Below are 16,938 nucleotides of genomic sequence, written 5' to 3'. Positions count from 1 at the left end.
CAATTTCAGCTTGATTGCGGATAATTGACCGGACCCCAAGCGCTGAACCAGATTGTGCTGCCATGCACACGGAGGTCGTTGCCATGAAAGCTGTAGTGTACGAAGCCTTTAACCAGCCACCGCGTCTGATGAGCGTCGCCGACCCAACCCCGGAGCGCCACGGCGTGGTCATCGAGGTCAAGGGCACCGGCGTATGCCGCAGCGACTGGCATGGCTGGAAAGGCCATGATCCCGACATTCAGTTGCCACACGTGCCAGGGCATGAACTAGCCGGAGTCATTGCCGAGGTCGGCAGCCACGTCAGCCGGTGGAAAGTCGGTGACCGCGTTACCGTACCGTTCGTGGGGGGTTGCGGGGCATGCCCGGAATGCAACAGCGGCAATCAGCAGGTCTGCCACAGCCAGTTCCAACCTGGCTTCACCCACTGGGGCTCGTTCGCCGAATACGTAGGCATCCACCACGCGGATCTGAACCTAGTCGCGCTACCCGAATCGATGGACTATGCCACTGCTGCTAGCCTGGGCTGTCGCTTCGTCACCTCATTTCGCGCGGTAGTCGATCAAGGCAAGGTCAGCGCGGGCCAATGGGTCGCCGTGCACGGCTGCGGTGGGGTTGGCCTGTCCGCGGTGATGATCGCTCACGCCCTGGGCGCGAATGTGGTGGCAGTCGATATCGCCGATGACAAACTGGCGCTGGCACGCGCGCTGGGCGCCGTTGCCACGATTAACGCCACTCAGATGGAGGACGTTGCCAAAGCGGTGATGGAGATTACCAAAGGCGGTGCGCATGTATCGCTGGACGCGCTGGGCCATCCGACTACCTGCTTCAACTCGATCAATAACCTGCGCCGTCGCGGCAGGCACGTACAGGTGGGCCTGATGCTCGCCGACCACGCCAGCCCGGCCGTGCCGATGGGCAAGGTGATTGCGCATGAACTGGAAATCTGCGGCAGCCATGGCATGCAGGCACACCGCTACGATGCCATGCTCGAGATGATTCACAGCGGCAAGCTGGCCCCGGATAAGCTGGTGGGCAAGACCATCAGCCTTGAGCAGTCGATTGATGCACTGGTGAACATGGACCGGTTCGAGACGGCAGGCGTGACGGTGGTCACGCAGTTTTGAGGTGGTGGTGAACCTTGCTTACTGAGGCCGCTGCGTAACTGCCTCAGCGGGCGACCAGCCCCCACCCAACGCTCGCTATGCCGCAATTTCATCAGAACCAGAGCACCGGGCTGGATCCGTTCGATGCAGTCTGGTTCAGGATTGGGGGGCAGCCACGCAGTGTGGAGATAACGACCTGACGATGTGAGCGTGGGAATTTGGGGCTGCTTTGCAGCCCTTTCGCGACACAAGGCCGCTCCTACAGGGGACCGCGTCAGCAGGTATTGCGCGGTCCCTGTAGGAGCGGCCTTGTGTCGCGATAGGGTCGCGCAGCGGCCCCATTACCCGCGACTAGACCCACCCAGCACAACTGGCTACGCTGCTGCTTCGCTCCCTTGGAGAAGCACATGACCGAAACCCATCGCGGCAGTTGCCTCTGCGGCGCCGTCAGCTACCAGCTACTTACGCCGCCAAAAGCCGTCAGCCACTGTCATTGCAGTCAATGCCGCAAAGGCCACGGCGCCGCATTCGCGTCATACGCCAGCGTGCCACGCGACGCGCTACGCATCCTCAGTGGCGAGTCGAGCATCAGGGCCTATGCATCATCAGCCACAGTAAAACGTGAGTTCTGCAGCGAGTGCGGATCAACGCTGTTCTGGTCGCGCTCAACGGGTGAGTTGGCTGACTGGGTTTCGATTGCACTGGGCACGCTCGACACACCGTTGCTGCCAGCCAAACAGAAACACGTTCATCTCGAGTCAGCAGCACCTTGGTACACCCCCAACCCAAGCCGGGGCATAGGATGACTTCTGTGATTCGACCGGCAACCGTGGCGGACGCAGCAGCAATCAGCGCGGTCGTGATTGGCGCATTGCGTGTGTCCAACGCCAGGGACTACTCAGCAGACATCATTGAACAGGTGCAACGCAGTTTTTCACCCGCAGCGGTCGAGCAACTGATTGCCTTGCGTGAGGTGTATGTCGCAACTCTGCAAGATCAGGTAGTAGCTACGGCGAGCCTGGATGGCGGTGTGGTGCGCAGTGTATTTGTGAGTCCTGATTATCAGCGCCGCGGGGTTGGGCAGCAATTGATGCGCAAACTTGAGGCAGTGGCGCAGGCCAGAGGCCTCGGCGTGGTGAGCGTACCCTCGTCGATTACTGCTCAGGCATTTTATCGGCGCTTGGGCTTCAGCGAGGTTCGCGACGAATTTCACGGTGCCGAGCGCACGATCATCATGCAAAAGACATTGCGATAGAGGCAGAAGCGGCCCAACTCCACGAGCGCACCGCGAATCCTTAGTCGAAACTCGCCAGAAACGCCTGAGTCTCTTGATCAGAACGCAAGCAAACCACCCGGCAACCCCGCGGTGCATCCGCCACCAACTGCTGCATCTTGCGCCGCGCCGACTGCCTGGTTTGCCACATGAAGCGGAAAAACTCAGGCAGATTGCTCAGCAACTCTGGGCAATCTGCCGGCAGGTCAGGCCGGGTTCGACCACGATTGAGCAACGTCCTTAGCAACACCCGCCAGAACCGCAGCGGAGTCGATCGGTCAATCCAGATCAACAGGTCGGCGCGCGCCAGCCGATTTTCCCAGGTCGCCGAATGCCCTCCTTCAAAGATCCACCGCTCACCCGCCTCGACCTCGCCGCACAGTCGGGTCTTCTCATCCCGGCTGCGTTCAACCCAGCCGGGCTGCCAGTGAATGGTGTCGATGTGCACGACCGGCAAACCAGTGCGTTCGCCCAGCTGCCGCGCCAGGGTGCTTTTGCCCGAACCCGGCTGCCCAACAATCATCACCCGTTGCATCGAAGCTCCTTTTCGCTGTGCGTGCTGAATCGAGGGGGCGCGATTGTAAGGGGGTGACCGGCACTGTCAATGCTGATCTGCCAGTTTCAGCCAAGATAGAAGCGCGCGCATGGCTGGCACTGGCAGCCGCTCTGTTCAGCACCTTTCATCGATACCACTGATGATTACTATCGAACCGCACGCCTGCCCGCTTGCCGCAGGCGACTTCTATAATGCCCGCCAATCCGCCCTCTCCCGCCTGCTCAAGGCGACCTCATCCTTGGAAACTAGCCTCATGCCAAGCGCCAGCCAGGCCCCTAGCGGCCTCCCTGAACACAATCAACAAAGCGTCGCACAGCAGTGGCTGGCGATCCTCTCGGTCGCTGTGGGCGCATTTGCCCTGGTTACCAGCGAGTTTCTGCCAGTGGGCGTGCTCAACGACGTCGCCCGCGACTTGGGCATCAGCGCCGGCCACGCCGGGCTGATGGTCACCGTGCCGGGCATCATGGCGGCCCTCGCTGCCCCGCTGCTGTCAGTCGGCATCGGCACTATGGACCGCCGTTACCTGCTGATCGGCCTGACCCTGATCATGATCATCGCCAACGCAGTTGTGGCTTACGCCAGCGACTTCAGCCTGCTGCTGTTCGGCCGCGTGCTGCTGGGCATCAGTATCGGTGGCTTTTGGGCCACCGCGATTGCCCTGAGTGGCCGCCTCGCGCCCAAGGGTGTCGGCGTGGCACAGGCGACCTCGATCATCATGGTCGGCGTAACCCTGGCCACCGTGCTCGGGGTGCCGGTCGGTACCTGGCTGAGCGGACTGATGGGCTGGCGCATGACCTTCTTGGTGACCGCACTGGTGGGCATTCCGGTGCTGCTGGCGCAGGTGCTTTTGCTACCGCGGCTCAATCCAGAAAAGGCTATCCGCGTCAGTGACCTGCCGGCTTTGTTCATCAATCCGCAGGCGCGGATTGGCCTGATTGCCGTGTTGCTGATTGGCCTGGCGCACTTTGCGGCATACACCTACGTGGCGCCGTTCTTCAAACAGAATGCCGGCTTCGACGGGCCGACCATTGGCTCGCTGCTGTTGCTGTACGGCGTGGCTGGTGTGCTGGGCAATATCTTCGCCGGCTTTGCCGCCAACCGCAGCGTGCGTCATACCCTGATGCTGGTGGCTGTAATGATCGGTATCAGCACTGCACTGTTCCCCCACTTCGCCACCGGCATGACCGGCGCGGCCATCTTGATTGCGCTGTGGGGCTTCGCCTTCGGTGCGTTCCCGGCCTGCGCCAGCATCTGGATGTTCATCGTTGCACCCAAGGACGTCGAACGCGGCATGCCGCTGTTCGTGGCGATGTTCCAGGTGATCATTGCGCTAGGCTCGTTCTTTGGTGGGCAGATCGTCGATCAGCTGGGTACGGCAGCGTTGCTCAGCCTGGCAACTGCTTTGGTCGCCTGCGGCTTCATGACGGTGCTGGTGCTGGGCCGCAAGGTCAGCAACCACCTTGCGGCACAGCCCTGCTAGATTTGAAAGCCGAAGTACTCGCTGCTCGGTGGGTTTGTAACTTGCGTTACGCCTCACTACCGTGCTCACTGAGCAACCAGCCGGCCTGATCACCGGCACTCTCATGGAGTGAAACCGAATATGCCTTCGTTCGAGCAAATGATCGAAAGCAACCGCGATGCCTGGAACGCCTCTGCCGATGCGCATCGCAACGGTGCCACCTGGCAGAGCTTGTTGACGGAGGTTGCCCATGCGCAGTTCTCCTGCCTGGACCCGACACTCACGGCGCTGCTCAAGCAAGTAGACCTTCGCGGCAAACAGGTACTGCAGTTGGGCTGCAACAATGGCCGCGAAGCGCTCTCGCTGTATGCGCTAGGCGCCGAGCATGTGGTCGGCGTCGATCAGTCCGCCGCATTCCTGCAGCAAGCCCATGAACTCGCCGCAAGGTCGCCCCACGCTGTCGAGTTCATCGAGGCCGACATCCACCAGCTACCAGCCTCGATGAACGGGCACTTCGATGTGGTGCTGATCACCATCGGCGTGCTCAACTGGATGCCCGATCTATCCGCGTTCTTCCGCCACGCCGCCAGCACGCTGAAGCCGGGCGGGACGCTGGCAATTTACGAAACTCACCCGTTCCTGGAAATGCTCGAACCTGAGTCCAACGACCCCTGGCGCATCAGCGGCAGCTACTTCCAGACCGAGCCTGTGGTTGAGGATAAGGCCATTGTTTATGAGGGCCAGGGTGAGGCGAATGGGGTGACGTCGTATTGGCACATCCACCGCATGAGCGACATCGTCACCGCTGTGCTGCAAGCGTCGCTGCAACTGCAGGCGTTCACCGAATACCCGCACTCGAACCGCGAAGAGCTCTATGACGTTTATGAGAGCAACGAGCTGCAGGTGCCGATGTGTTACACCTTGCTGGCTATGAAATAGCTGCAACCGCAAGCAGCAACAACAAGCGCACGCTGATTGCGATAAAAAGCAATCGGCAACCGATAAACGCTCTAAAAAAGCGAAATTAAGGCAGAATAAATTCCTCGAAAGAAACATGTTGCAATAAACCACCACCAGCCAACGGTATAATCAGATCCGGTCAAACGGAGCGATCCATGCAAACGCTGGGAAGGGATTATCAACACGGCGAGCACGTTGCCCATCACTGCCACGGCGAAGACCAGCTGATCTACGCCGCCAGCGGCATCATGCGTGTCAGCAGTGACGGCGGTAACTACGTCATCCCCGGCGGGCATGCCCTGTGGGTACCGGCCGGGGTCGACCACGCGATCGCCATGCAAGGCCAGGTGCGCATGCGCACGCTGCTGCTTGAAGCGCAAATCGACCGCTGTCAGGTGATCGTCGTTTCCGGATTGCTGCGCGAATTGATTCTGGCCGCGTCACGCCTGCCCGACCGACAGGACGGCGAGCACATCCGCGCTCTGATCAAACACGAGCTGGCCAACGCGGCCCACCTCGATGCCTTCGTAGCGATGCCGCAGCATGCGCGGCTGCGAGCGTGGTGCGAGCGCTTTCTCGACGACCCGGCCCAAGACCTCACCCTGGAGCAATGCGGCACGCAGCTCAACCTCAGTGCCCGCAGCGTGGCGCGGTTGTTTCAGCGGGAAGTGGGCATGTCCTATGGCGAATGGCGGACTCGCGCGCGGGTCATGCTCAGCCAGCAGAAGCTCGCCGAGGGCAAGCCGATCCTGACGGTGGCGCTGGAGCACGGTTACGAAAGCGCCAGCGCCTTTGCGGCCATGTTCAAGCGCACGCTCGGTCAGGCGCCGAGCGATTGGCAGTTGCGCCTGCTGGGCAGCAGCGACTAGCCAGCAGGTTGTCCCGTTTGCACGCATGGTTGGCGCGCTTGCGGCAGCGGCGCAGCGGGTGCGCTGAGTAACCTCGCATCACAGCCCCTGATGCGACATTTGTGATGCCTTTACGCCAATCCTCCCCCCGCCCTACCCGGCTTGCCTTGGCCATGCTCTGTGCGCTGACTGCCTGCACCCGGCAACCTGCGCCCGCGCCGCCCCCCTTGCAGATTGATGCCCTGGCCAGCGTGCCCATCGGTACCAGCAGGCAGGCCCTGCCCGAGGACTGGTGGCGGCTGTTCAATGATCCGCAGCTTGACCGCTGGGTACAGCGCGCCCTGGCGCGCAATCAGGACCTGGCCCAGGCCGAAGCCAACGTACAGGCGATGCTGGCGGGCATTGCCGAGTTCGACGCCCAACGCTGGCCCGCCACTGCACTTGGCCTGGCAGCCACTTACGGTAAAACTGCTGATGATCAGACCCTGGCCAAAGCCACCGACAGCCACGCCTCGGCGCAGTGGCAACTCAATCCGGGCATCGAGCTGGCCTATCAGGTCGATATCTGGGGGCAGGTACGCGCTGCCATCGAGCGCGCCGCGGTGCAGGCCGACGCCAGCGCCGCAGCACTGGACCTGGTGCGCCTGAATGTCGTCACTCAAACCAGCCGTGCCTACGTCCAGCACTGCACCTACAGCGCCCGTCTGAACCAAGCCAGGCAATCCCTGCGCAGCCTTGCGCGCAGCGTGCAACTCAGCCAACGCCAGCAGCAAGCGGGCATCGCCACCGAGCTGGACCGCGAGCGCCTGCTCGCACTGCGAGAGCAGCTGCGCGCCGAATTACCGTTGCTCGAAGCGCACCGGCAGATGGCCCGGTACGAGCTGAACATGCTCAGTGGCCAGGCTGCGCCGGCAGAGGCCATAACCTGCGACAGCCCGCCCACGCTGGCGGCTGCGCTGCCGCTAGGCGATGGCTGGCAGTTGCTCGAACGCCGCCCGGATGTGCGCCAGGCCGAGCGTGAGCTGCGCGCCGCCGGGCTGGGCGTCGCGATCGTCACCGCCGACCTTTACCCCAAGGTCAGCTTTGGCGCTTCGCTGACGGCTGCCGACCAACACCTCGGTCACCTCGGCGATAGCCGCGCGGTGATGTTCGGCATAGGCCCGCTGATCACCTGGCAGTTCCCCAACGTGCGCGCCAACCGCGCCCGAGTGCGCAAGGCCGAAGCCTTGCAGCAGGCCCAACGGGCTCATTACCGAGGCGTCGCGCTGGCTGCATTGAAGGATGTGCGCCAGGCCCTCGCTCGCTTCGACGGTGAGCGGCGAAGCCTGCTGGCCGTCACCGCTGCGCTGGAGCACGGTCAACGTGCGCATGCACTGGCCGACTTCAATTACCGCGCCGGCGCCCTCGACGGCCTGGCGTTGCTCGACAGCGAACGCGAGCTGATAGGCCTGCGCGCTCGCCAGGTCGACGCCCAAGGTCGTCTCGCCCAGGCCCAGATCAACCTGTTGCGCGCCCTCGGCGGCCGCTGGCAGGCACCCATCAGTAAAACCGGAACCCAACCATGAACAGTGCCGTACAACCCACCGTGCCCAACGCTGCCGAGCAGCGCAGTAAAACCACAACCCGGCGGCGCCTGGCGCTGACGCTAGCGCTCGCCGTGACCGTGGTCGCGCTGGTGGCGCTGGCCAGTTATTGGTGGGCCACGGGCCGCTATCTGCAGAGCACCGATGACGCCTACATCAAGGCTGACTGGGTGGCGCTGAGTTCGCGCGTGGCGGGCAATGTGGCGGCCGTTGAAGTCGAAGACGACCAACCGGTCAAGGCCGGAGACGTGCTGGTGCGCCTGCACGATCGCGACTACAGCGCCCGCCTTGATCAGGCAAAAGCCGGTGTTGCCCAGGCGCAGGCGGCACTGCTCGCAGCCGCTGCCAGCCAGCAACTGGCGGCCGAGCGGATCACCCTGCAACGCCAGGCCATCCTCCAGGCGCAGGCCGCCCTGCGCAGCGCCAAGGCCGAAGCACGCCGCAGCCAGCTCGATGTCCAGCGTTATCGCGAACTGGTGCATGACCACGCCGCCACCGCGCAACGGCTGGAAACCGCCACCAGCCAGGCCAGCCAGGCGCAAGCGGGCGAGCAAGTCGCCCAGGCCGCGCTGCAGCAACAGCAAGCGCAACTGAACATGGCCAAACTGCGCGCCGCGCAGGTCGATGCCAAACTCCAGCAGTGCCAAGCGACCCTTTCCCGCGCGCAAGCCCAACAACGGCTGGCCGAGCAGGATCAACAAGACACCGTGATTCGCGCCCCGATCGCCGGGGTGGTCGGCCAACGCCGAGTTCGTGCCGGGCAATATGTGGTGCCAGGCCAGCCGCTGCTGGCAGTGGTGCCGTTGCAGCAGGCCTACGTCGTGGCCAACTACAAGGAAACCCAGCTGGAGCACATGCGCCCCGGCCAGCCGGTACGCATCGCGGTCGACAGCTTTTCCGACCACGACCTGCAAGGGCATGTAGCGAGCTTGTCGCCGGCCTCCGGCAATGTCTTCGCGCTGCTCCCGTCCGATAACGCTACCGGCAACTTCACCAAGATCGTGCAGCGCTTCCCGGTACGCATCCTGCTCGATCAACCGTTGCCGGATCTGCCGATCCTGCCCGGCATGTCGGTTGTGACACGGGTCGACACGCGCCCGGGGGCAAGCACCGATGAGCACTGAGCAACCGGTATCGTTGCGTGCCTGGGTGGCAGTGATGGCGGGGCTGTTCGGCTGCTTCATGGCCGGCATGAACGTACACGTCACCAGCGCGGCGCTGCCCGAGATCCGGGGTTCACTGGGGGCCAGCTTTGAAGAAGGCTCATGGATATCCACGGCCTATCTGGTCGCAGAAATCGTGATGATCCCGCTGACCGCCTGGCTGGTCGAAGTGTTCTCCCTGCGCCGAGTGATGTGGACCGGTTCGTTTATCTTTCTGCTCGCCTCGGTAGCCTGCTCGGCGGCACCCAATCTGGACACGATGATTTTCATCCGGGTCATTCAGGGCGCGGCTGGCGCGGTGCTGATTCCGCTGTCGTTCCAGCTGATCATCACCGAGCTACCGGCGCGCAAGATGGCCATGGGCATGGCCCTGTTCAGCCTGGCCAACAGCGTCGCCCAAGCCGCCGGCCCGTCGCTGGGCGGCTGGCTCACCGACGCCTTTTCGTGGCGCTGGATCTTCTACCTGCAACTGGTGCCGGGTATTGCCTTGCTGCTCGCCATCGCCTGGTCGATCGAAGCCAAACCGATGCAGCTGGCGCGCCTGCGCCAAGGCGACTGGCTGGGCATCGCCGCCATGGTCATCGGCCTGGGCGGGCTGCAGATCGTGCTGGAAGAAGGCGGCCGCCTCGACTGGTTCAGCTCGCCGTTGATTGCCGGCCTCAGCCTGATTGCCGCCGTTGCGCTGGTGCTGTTCGTGGCGACCCAGCTGTTTGGCTCACGTGCCTTCATCAATCTGCGCCTGCTCGGCCACTACAACTTCGGCGTGGCCAGCGCGGCGATGTTCATCTTTGGCGCGGCTACCTTTGGCCTGGTCTTTCTGGTGCCCAACTATCTGTCGCAGCTGCAGGGTTTCAGCGCCCATCAGGTCGGCGTGGCGCTGATTGCCTACGGCGTGGTGCAACTGCTGCTGGCGCCACTGATGCCCCGCCTGATGGGCTGGACCAGTGCCAAGTTCATGGTCGCCAGCGGCTTTTTGATCATGGCACTGGGCTGCTGGTTGGGCGCGTGGCTGAGCGCCGATGCCGGCAACAACGTGATCATTCCCTCGACCGTGGTGCGCGGCATTGGTCAGCCGTTCATCATGGTGGCGTTGTCGGTGCTGGCCGTCGCCGGCCTGGACAAGCGCCAGGCCGGCTCAGCCTCGGCGGTGTTTTCCATGCTGCGCAACCTCGGCGGGGCCATCGGTACGGCGGGGTTGACGCAGATCGTTGCCAGCCGCGAACGGCTGCATAGCGAGCGCTTGCATGAGCACGTCACGCTGTTCTCGCCCGCCCTGCAGGAGCGTATCGGCCAACCGATGCAGAGCTGGCTGCTGCAGCAGCAACAGCTGCTCGAAGGGCTGGCCGGGACGATCCGCCGCGAGGCCTACCTGATGGCCTACAGCGATGCATTCTATGTGTCGTGCCTGGCGCTTACCGTCTGCGCAGTCGCGGCCCTGCTGCTGCGCTCGGAACGGGCAAAGTGAATTTACAGCCCCGTAGCCAAGGCATCACTCAGCTTGCGCGCTTGCGCCCGCAGCGCCTGGCAGAAACGATCGACCGCCGCCGAGCCGGGGCGGTGGTCTGGGTGAACCAACATCACTTTGTAGGGTACGCAGACACTCAGCCTGCGTATCGACAGGCCACTTAGCGGATTGATGACTGCCACGCCCAGCCCTTGCCTGACCATCGCGCATACCGAGGCGGCATTGGTCGTCTCGATGACGGTGCGCCGGTTGACGCCTGCCGCGCTGAAATGCTGATCCAGCTGCTGGCGATAGGTATCCAAGCTGGAGAGGTTGATGAAATCAACCTGGTGAAAGTCACTGAGCTCAAGCTGGCGCTTGTCGAGCAACGGGTGCTGATCCGGCAATAGGCAGACCATGCTTGCGCTGAACAACAACTCAGCGACGGTCCCGTGTGGCGTTTGCTCGACCTCGGTGAGCCCAAGGTCATGCTGTTGTGCAATCAGAGACTCTTCCAGCAGTGGCGACTCTTGCGCTTCGATCCGCACGCTCACGCCGGGGTAGTGTTGATGAAAGCTTCGACACACCTCTGGCAGTAACGTCTGCGAAAACAGTGGCAGGCAAGTGATCGCCAACCTGCCCTGCTCAAAGTTGCGAATGGCCTGGGCGCAGCGATCGATACGCTCCAGAGCGATGTACGACCGCTCCACTTCCTCCAGCAGCAGCAACGCCTGCGCCGTCGGCTTCAAGCGTCCTGCTTCGCGGTCAAACAGGCTCAATCCCACCAGTTGTTCGAACCTCGCCAGTTCACGGCTGACGGTAGGTTGCGAGGTGAACAGCAGGCGTGCAGCCCCGGTCACGCTGCCGGCGGACATGATGGCCCGAAAGATCTCGATATGACGAAATGTAAGCTTCACAGCGGCACCGACGCAGCAGAATTGCCATATCAGATATGAATTGCTGACACATAAAAAGCTATTTTGATAAATACGTCGCTTACCGCAACCTTGGGCCCCTCCCGTACAAGGATTACCCCATGCCTGAATCCACCCCCTTCCACTTGCTGGCCAGCGCAGTTCGCCGCCATGGCTCGCCGTTGTGGGCCTACGACGCAAACACCATCAACGCCAGGATCGACCAGTTGCAAGGCTTCAATCTGGTTCGCTATGCGCAGAAAGCCAACCCGAATCTGCATATCCTGCGCCTGATGCGCGCGCGAGGCCTGGCCCTGGATGCGGTATCACTGGGCGAAATCGAACGGGCCCTGGCTGCAGGCGCCACGCTTGATCGGCAGCCAGCAGAGCTGGTGCTGACCAGCGATGTGCTGGATCGCGCGACGCTGGCGCGGGTGGTCGAAGCGGGCATCGAGGTCAATGCGGGCTCGATCGACATGCTCCGACAGCTGGGCGAATGCTCCCCCGGGCACCGGGTGTGGCTGCGGATCAACCCGGGCTTCGGCCACGGCCACAGCCGCAAGACCAACACCGGCGGCGAAAACAGCAAGCATGGCATCTGGCACGAGCAACTTGGCGAGGCCCTCGACTGCATCCGCGCCCACGGCCTGCACCTGGTGGGCGTGCACATGCACATCGGCTCAGGTGTGGATTATGCGCACCTGGAGCAGGTCGCCCAGGCGATGGTCGAGTTGGTCGGCCGGCTGGACATGGATATCGAGGCGTTCTCCATCGGCGGCGGGTTATCGGTACCGTACCGGGACGGCGACACTCCGGTCGACATCCAGCGCTATGCCCGGACCTGGGCAGCGGCGAAAAGCCAGATCGAAACAATGCTTGGCCATGGCGTGCGCATGGAGATCGAGCCGGGGCGGTTCTTGCTTGCCGAGTCGGGCTACCTGGTGACCGAGGTGCGTGCGGTCAAGCAGATGGGCGGCAACCGCTTCATCATGGTCGACGCCGGCTTCAACGATTTGCTGCGCCCGGCGCTGTATGGCAGTTATCACCGCATGACAGTGCTTGATGCCAACGGCAATCCAGTCGAGCGGCCATTGCAACTGACTCAGGTGGCTGGCCCGCTGTGCGAGTCGGGCGATGTTTTCACCCAGGACGAGCACGGGCTGGCGGCGCAGTTGTTGCCCCAGGCCTGTGTCGGCGACCTGCTGGTGATCCACGACACAGGGGCCTACGGCGCCTCCATGTCGTCGAACTACAACAGTCGGCCGTTGTTGCCGGAAGTGCTGATCGAGGATGGCGATATTCGTCTGATAAGACGCCGACAAACCATTCAGGCGCTATTGGACCTGGAACTGTAAGAACCACGCTGATCGACTCGGGCCGAGCCGATCAGCGACATTTCACCAGCGCCAAGCGACACGCTTGTCCCGCCCTGAAAATAAAACTTGCCCCACTGCATCCAACCCGCCACCCACCGCGTATATCAAACACGGACAGACCTTCCTGGCCGATACTTCCTGCAAGGATCACCACCATGAAACGCACTGCATTGAAAACGCAGCTGGTCGCCAGCCTGCTGACGCTCGCCTTCGCCGGTAATTTCACCATCAGTACCGCGCAAGCGGCGAGCATGAACCAGGACAGCGTCATGGTGGGCGGCCAGAGCATGTTGCCGAGCAAGGACATCATCGACAACGCGGTGAACTCTGCAGATCACACGACCTTGGTCGCCGCAGTGAAAGCGGCCGGGCTGGTAGACACCCTCAAAGGCAAAGGCCCGTTCACCGTATTCGCGCCGGTCAACTCAGCCTTCGCGGCATTGCCCGCGGGCACTGTCGACACGCTGCTGAAACCGGAAAACAAGGCCAGCTTGAGCAAACTGCTCACCTATCACGTCGTTGCCGGCAAGCTCGACATGGCTGCCCTTGCCGCCAAGATCAAGGCGGGCGGCGGCAAAGCCGAACTGACCACCGTGGCGGGCGGCAAGTTGTGGGCGATGATGAACGGGCCGCACAACATCACCCTCAAGGATGAAAAGGGTGGCGTGGCCGACATCACCACCTACGACGTGTACCAGTCCAACGGCGTGATCCAGGTAATCGACAAGGTCCTGATGCCTAAAGGCTGAGCCCTGCCGCCGCGCTCATCGGACGGGGTGCGGCGGTATTGGCCAGGCGCCGCTCAGTGAATGGCCCGGCCCCATTTCCTACACTATTCTCTGACTGCAATCGAAGCCTCGCATCACTCAACCCGATTGCCTGGAGAACAGCTATCTCAATCGCCGAAAGTGACCAGTTGGCGCAGCTCCTGGCATCCACTGCGCTGGGCGACCGACGTGCCTTCGAAACGCTCTATCGCAGTGTAAGCCCGCGCTTGCACGGGATTGCCCTGCGTTTCATGGGGCGCGGCGATCTGGCTGAAGATGTGCTGCAGGAGAGTTTCGTGCGCATCTGGCATAACGCCTCCCGCTACCAGGTGCACATTTCCGCGCCAATGACCTGGATGATCAACATCACTCGCAATCAGGCCGTGGATCACCTGCGCAAGCAACGTGAACGCTCGCTGAGCGATGTCGAAGCGCAGCTGCTGGAGGATCAAGGTCCTTCCGCGCATGAGCAATTGAGCACTGCCCGCGAGGCCAGCGCGCTGAACCGCTGCCTGGACACGCTTGAAGGCATGCAACGCCAGTCGATCGCCGTCGCGTATTTCCAGGGTTTGTCCTGTGCCGAACTCGCCGTCCACCTCAAGGCTCCACTGGGCTCGGTCAAGTCGTGGATCCGCCGTGGTATGGAGCGCCTGCGCAGGTGCCTTGAATCATGAACTATCAAACCCCTGCCCTGCGCCGTGCCTTGGCTGGCGACTACGCCGTCGGTTTGATGCCGGCGCTGGCGCAGCGGCGCTTTGAACGGCTGTTGCTTGAAGACAAGGCGCTGCGTGCAGAGCTTGCCCAGTGGCAAACCTGCCTGGCCAGCATGACCGAGACTATCCCAGAGTCGCCCGTTGCCGAGCATGTCTGGCAGCGGATCAGGGCACGCATCGAACCGCAGCCGGTCACTGAACCGGCTAAACGCGGGTGGTGGAACGGGCTGCGTATCGGCGTGGTGGCTTGTGCGCTGGCAGTGGCCGTGGTGTTTGGCGTGATCCACAACCTCGACGACAGCCGCTACCGCGCCACCCTGCGCAGTGACACTGCGCAGGCTGTGTTCCGGATTGACGCTGGTGCAGACCAGTTGCACATCGAAGCGCTGGCACTGACTGCAATTACCCCGGCGCACAGCCTGCAACTCTGGGCGATCGCCGCGGGCAGCAAGCCGGTCTCGCTCGGGGTGATCGCCGCGACTGGCCGCAGCACGCTCAAGCTTGATCAGGCCCAGAGCCGATTGCTCGGCAAGGCCGTGGTGTTGGCGATCAGCCTTGAACCGAAAGGCGGCTCGCCGACCGGTCAACCGACCGGGCCGGTGCTGTACAAAGGTGCGCTGGCAGATCTGTAGACCAGACCCGCCACTGGCCCGGCAGGGGCTTCAGAGCTCTCGGCGAACGATCTCTGCACCCGCACTCAGCGCGCTCAGCTTGCCCTGGGCAACCTGCCGGGGCAACGGCGCCATGCCACAGTTGGTGCACGGGTACAGCTTGTCGGCATCGACGAACTGCAGCGCTTTGCGCAAGGTGTTGGCCACCTCTTCGGGCGTTTCGATGGTGTGGTTCGCCACATCGATCGCGCCGACCATTACCTTCTTGCCACGGATCAGCTCGATCAGGTCCATTGGCACATGGGAGTTGTGGCATTCGAGCGAGATGATGTCGATGCTGGACTTCTGCAGTTTCGGAAACGCCTCTTCGTACTGACGCCATTCCGAGCCGAGGGTCTTCTTCCAGTCGGTGTTGGCCTGGATGCCGTAGCCGTAGCAGATATGCACCGCGGTTTCGCACTTCAGGCCTTCGACTGCCCGCTCCAGGGCAGCAACGCCCCAGTCGTTGACTTCGTCGAAGAATACGTTGAAGGCCGGTTCGTCGAACTGAATGATATCGACGCCGGCCGCTTCCAGTTCCCTGGCTTCCTGGTTGAGGATCTTGGCAAATTCCCACGCCAGCTTTTCACGGCTTTTGTAATGGCTGTCGTAAAGCGTATCGATCATGGTCATGGGGCCCGGCAGTGCCCACTTGATCGGCTGATCGGTCAGCTGGCGCAGGTACCTGGCGTCTTCGACAAACACCGGTCTTGTCCGCGCAACAGCGCCTACAACGGTTGGCACGCTGGCATCGTAACGGTCACGGATCCTGACAGTTTCGCGCTTTTCGAAATCAACCCCGCTCAAATGCTCGATGAACGTGGTGACGAAGTGCTGACGGGTTTGCTCACCGTCACTGACGATATCGATGCCCGCCTGTTGCTGCGCTTGCAACGACAGACGCAGCGCATCCTGTTTACCCTCAGTCAGTTCATCGCCTTGCAGTTTCCAGGGCGACCAGAGTGTTTCGGGCTGGGCCAGCCAGGAGGGTTTCGGCAGGCTGCCGGCAGTCGAAGTGGGTAGCAGTTTTTTCACGGTAGATAACCTTGCTTTGTTAACGGCTCAAACCGCGTAGTTGGCGGCCCACTGTTCGAGAACAGCGCGGTGAGGTTTGATGAAGTGTTCGGCGACGAACTGGCCCTGCTCTTGCGCCAGCCGGCTGCGCTCATCGCGGTCATAGACGATGCGCGTCAATGAATAATCTTCATGTTGCAGGCTTGGCCGGTACGACTTTCCCGCCGCGGAATTGGCGTTGTAGATCTCGGGACGATAGATCTTCTGGAAGGTGTCCATCGTGCTGATGGTGCTGACCAGCTCAAGCGTTGTGTAATCGGCCAGCAGATCACCCGAGAAATAAAACGCCAGCGGCGCAACGCTGTTGGGCGGCATAAAGTAACGCACCTTCAAGCCCATCTGTTTGAAGTATTCATCGGTCAGCGAGTAGTCATCCTGGCGATACTCGATACCCAGCACCGGGTGGTGATTGTCGGTGCGCTGATACGTCCTGCTGGTGGAAACGCTCAGGCAGATAACCGGGGGCTTGGCGAAGTGCTCGCGGTAGGCGCTGGACGTGACGAAGTGCTGGAACAGCTTGCCGTGCAGCTCGCCGAAGTTTTCCGGAACGGCAAACTCGGACGCGCCTTTGTTGTGCTGCAACAACAGCACACTGAAGTCGTAATCGCGCACGTAGGAGGAGAAGTTGTTGCCCACCATGCCCTGGGTACGCTCGCCGGTGACGCGATCCACTACGGTCGCTTTCAATATCTCGATCAACGGCAGGCCGCGCGCGCCGTCAGGTGCACCGAGGTCCATTTCAACCGAGATGATGTCCAGTTCGACGCTGTAGCGATCCGCTGTCGGGTTGTCCCAATGGGCCAAGGCATTGAAGCGGTTGTCGATCATCTGCAGGGTGTTGCGCAGGTTCTCCCGGCGATTACTGCCGCGCGCCAGATTGGCGAAGTTGGTGGTAATGCGGGTCTTTTCGCAGGGTTGATAGTGTTCGTCGAAACGAAGACTTTTCAGGGTAAAGGCAAACTGGTTATTCATCGCTAACTGTCGTCCTGTGCGGCGAGATGAGACTGAATGCGTCCGTTGCGTTTGCCGTGATGGGCAACTTCAACCTCAAGATC

At 62.1% G+C, this 16,938-nt stretch carries 17 protein-coding genes; 13 read left to right on the top strand and 4 right to left on the bottom strand.

Annotation, left to right across the window (positions count from 1 at the left end):
• The first annotated feature begins 83 nt into the window (after positions 1-83).
• The 3 genes from K3F44_RS04585 (at position 84) to K3F44_RS04575 (ending at position 2,358) form a co-directional block, all read left to right on the top strand.
• The gene (locus K3F44_RS04585) at positions 84-1,124 is read left to right on the top strand and encodes a zinc-dependent alcohol dehydrogenase family protein (RefSeq protein ID WP_220633420.1); all 1,041 of its coding nucleotides are present in this window, start codon (positions 84-86) and stop codon (positions 1,122-1,124) included.
• Positions 1,125-1,510: 386 nt separating this feature from the next.
• On the top strand, positions 1,511-1,909 hold the full coding sequence (locus K3F44_RS04580; protein ID WP_188035747.1) for a GFA family protein: 399 nt from the start codon (positions 1,511-1,513) through the stop codon (positions 1,907-1,909).
• Positions 1,906-2,358 carry a GNAT family N-acetyltransferase gene (locus K3F44_RS04575; protein ID WP_220633419.1) on the top strand — a complete coding sequence of 151 codons (453 nt, stop codon included), beginning with the start codon at positions 1,906-1,908 and terminating at the stop codon, positions 2,356-2,358. Before K3F44_RS04580 ends, K3F44_RS04575 begins: the two co-directional genes overlap by 4 nt.
• A gap of 40 nt (positions 2,359-2,398) precedes the next feature.
• Here K3F44_RS04575 and K3F44_RS04570 read toward each other — a convergent pair whose 3' ends face one another.
• Positions 2,399-2,911 (bottom strand): AAA family ATPase, encoded by a 513-nt coding sequence (locus tag K3F44_RS04570; protein WP_220633418.1) that lies wholly within the window; start codon positions 2,909-2,911, stop codon positions 2,399-2,401.
• Between the two features lie 274 nt (positions 2,912-3,185).
• On the opposite strand from K3F44_RS04570, the gene K3F44_RS04565 reads away from it, so the two are divergent.
• The 6 genes from K3F44_RS04565 (at position 3,186) to K3F44_RS04540 (ending at position 10,410) form a co-directional block, all read left to right on the top strand.
• Complete coding sequence (locus tag K3F44_RS04565) at positions 3,186-4,412, top strand: MFS transporter (RefSeq protein WP_181108430.1); 1,227 nt, start codon at positions 3,186-3,188, stop codon at positions 4,410-4,412.
• A gap of 120 nt (positions 4,413-4,532) precedes the next feature.
• The gene (locus K3F44_RS04560; RefSeq protein ID WP_220633417.1) at positions 4,533-5,330 is read left to right on the top strand and encodes a class I SAM-dependent methyltransferase; all 798 of its coding nucleotides are present in this window, start codon (positions 4,533-4,535) and stop codon (positions 5,328-5,330) included.
• 176 nt (positions 5,331-5,506) lie between these two features.
• Positions 5,507-6,220 (top strand): helix-turn-helix transcriptional regulator, encoded by a 714-nt coding sequence (locus K3F44_RS04555; protein WP_220633416.1) that lies wholly within the window; start codon positions 5,507-5,509, stop codon positions 6,218-6,220.
• Between the two features lie 104 nt (positions 6,221-6,324).
• Positions 6,325-7,764 (top strand): efflux transporter outer membrane subunit, encoded by a 1,440-nt coding sequence (locus K3F44_RS04550; protein WP_220633415.1) that lies wholly within the window; start codon positions 6,325-6,327, stop codon positions 7,762-7,764.
• The gene (locus K3F44_RS04545) at positions 7,761-8,906 is read left to right on the top strand and encodes an HlyD family secretion protein (protein WP_220633414.1); all 1,146 of its coding nucleotides are present in this window, start codon (positions 7,761-7,763) and stop codon (positions 8,904-8,906) included. The genes K3F44_RS04550 and K3F44_RS04545 overlap by 4 nt, the downstream gene beginning before the upstream one ends.
• Positions 8,896-10,410, top strand: coding sequence for an MDR family MFS transporter (locus K3F44_RS04540; RefSeq protein ID WP_220633413.1), 1,515 nt, complete (start codon positions 8,896-8,898; stop codon positions 10,408-10,410). The genes K3F44_RS04545 and K3F44_RS04540 overlap by 11 nt, the downstream gene beginning before the upstream one ends.
• Before the next feature lie 2 nt (positions 10,411-10,412).
• Here K3F44_RS04540 and K3F44_RS04535 read toward each other — a convergent pair whose 3' ends face one another.
• Positions 10,413-11,306 carry a LysR family transcriptional regulator gene (locus K3F44_RS04535; protein WP_220633412.1) on the bottom strand — a complete coding sequence of 298 codons (894 nt, stop codon included), beginning with the start codon at positions 11,304-11,306 and terminating at the stop codon, positions 10,413-10,415.
• A 119-nt stretch (positions 11,307-11,425) separates the two neighbouring features.
• On the opposite strand from K3F44_RS04535, the gene lysA reads away from it, so the two are divergent.
• The 4 genes from lysA (at position 11,426) to K3F44_RS04515 (ending at position 14,791) form a co-directional block, all read left to right on the top strand.
• Complete coding sequence (gene lysA, locus K3F44_RS04530) at positions 11,426-12,658, top strand: diaminopimelate decarboxylase (RefSeq protein WP_220633411.1); 1,233 nt, start codon at positions 11,426-11,428, stop codon at positions 12,656-12,658.
• A gap of 176 nt (positions 12,659-12,834) precedes the next feature.
• On the top strand, positions 12,835-13,428 hold the full coding sequence (locus K3F44_RS04525; protein ID WP_150569547.1) for a fasciclin domain-containing protein: 594 nt from the start codon (positions 12,835-12,837) through the stop codon (positions 13,426-13,428).
• Positions 13,429-13,553: 125 nt separating this feature from the next.
• On the top strand, positions 13,554-14,120 hold the full coding sequence (locus K3F44_RS04520) for a sigma-70 family RNA polymerase sigma factor (RefSeq protein ID WP_224786382.1): 567 nt from the start codon (positions 13,554-13,556) through the stop codon (positions 14,118-14,120).
• Complete coding sequence (locus K3F44_RS04515; protein ID WP_150569549.1) at positions 14,117-14,791, top strand: anti-sigma factor domain-containing protein; 675 nt, start codon at positions 14,117-14,119, stop codon at positions 14,789-14,791. The genes K3F44_RS04520 and K3F44_RS04515 overlap by 4 nt, the downstream gene beginning before the upstream one ends.
• A 30-nt stretch (positions 14,792-14,821) precedes the next feature.
• Here the strand turns inward: K3F44_RS04515 and K3F44_RS04510 are convergent, their stop codons facing one another.
• Positions 14,822-15,844 carry a methionine synthase gene (locus K3F44_RS04510; protein ID WP_220633410.1) on the bottom strand — a complete coding sequence of 341 codons (1,023 nt, stop codon included), beginning with the start codon at positions 15,842-15,844 and terminating at the stop codon, positions 14,822-14,824.
• 27 nt (positions 15,845-15,871) lie between these two features.
• Positions 15,872-16,855 carry a DUF1852 domain-containing protein gene (locus tag K3F44_RS04505; RefSeq protein ID WP_188035738.1) on the bottom strand — a complete coding sequence of 328 codons (984 nt, stop codon included), beginning with the start codon at positions 16,853-16,855 and terminating at the stop codon, positions 15,872-15,874.
• Between the last annotated feature and the right edge of the window lie 83 nt (positions 16,856-16,938).

The organism is Pseudomonas sp. S07E 245 (assembly GCF_019599025.1).
Classification (GTDB): Bacteria; Pseudomonadota; Gammaproteobacteria; order Pseudomonadales; family Pseudomonadaceae; genus Aquipseudomonas; species Aquipseudomonas shirazensis.
This window is presented reverse-complemented; position numbering and strand designations above follow the sequence as displayed.

What these genes read in the sequence shown, in the direction of transcription:
- K3F44_RS04570 (WP_220633418.1), bottom strand. Translation starts at nt 2,911, where the DNA reads ATGCAACGGGTGATGATTGTTGGGCAGCCGGGTTCGGGCAAAAGCACC.
- lysA (WP_220633411.1), top strand. Translation starts at nt 11,426, where the DNA reads ATGCCTGAATCCACCCCCTTCCACTTGCTGGCCAGCGCAGTTCGCCGC.
- K3F44_RS04580 (WP_188035747.1), top strand. Translation starts at nt 1,511, where the DNA reads ATGACCGAAACCCATCGCGGCAGTTGCCTCTGCGGCGCCGTCAGCTAC.
- K3F44_RS04505 (WP_188035738.1), bottom strand. Translation starts at nt 16,855, where the DNA reads ATGAATAACCAGTTTGCCTTTACCCTGAAAAGTCTTCGTTTCGACGAA.
- K3F44_RS04525 (WP_150569547.1), top strand. Translation starts at nt 12,835, where the DNA reads ATGAAACGCACTGCATTGAAAACGCAGCTGGTCGCCAGCCTGCTGACG.
- K3F44_RS04560 (WP_220633417.1), top strand. Translation starts at nt 4,533, where the DNA reads ATGCCTTCGTTCGAGCAAATGATCGAAAGCAACCGCGATGCCTGGAAC.
- K3F44_RS04575 (WP_220633419.1), top strand. Translation starts at nt 1,906, where the DNA reads ATGACTTCTGTGATTCGACCGGCAACCGTGGCGGACGCAGCAGCAATC.
- K3F44_RS04555 (WP_220633416.1), top strand. Translation starts at nt 5,507, where the DNA reads ATGCAAACGCTGGGAAGGGATTATCAACACGGCGAGCACGTTGCCCAT.
- K3F44_RS04565 (WP_181108430.1), top strand. Translation starts at nt 3,186, where the DNA reads ATGCCAAGCGCCAGCCAGGCCCCTAGCGGCCTCCCTGAACACAATCAA.
- K3F44_RS04515 (WP_150569549.1), top strand. Translation starts at nt 14,117, where the DNA reads ATGAACTATCAAACCCCTGCCCTGCGCCGTGCCTTGGCTGGCGACTAC.
- K3F44_RS04550 (WP_220633415.1), top strand. Translation starts at nt 6,325, where the DNA reads ATGCCTTTACGCCAATCCTCCCCCCGCCCTACCCGGCTTGCCTTGGCC.
- K3F44_RS04585 (WP_220633420.1), top strand. Translation starts at nt 84, where the DNA reads ATGAAAGCTGTAGTGTACGAAGCCTTTAACCAGCCACCGCGTCTGATG.
- K3F44_RS04540 (WP_220633413.1), top strand. Translation starts at nt 8,896, where the DNA reads ATGAGCACTGAGCAACCGGTATCGTTGCGTGCCTGGGTGGCAGTGATG.
- K3F44_RS04545 (WP_220633414.1), top strand. Translation starts at nt 7,761, where the DNA reads ATGAACAGTGCCGTACAACCCACCGTGCCCAACGCTGCCGAGCAGCGC.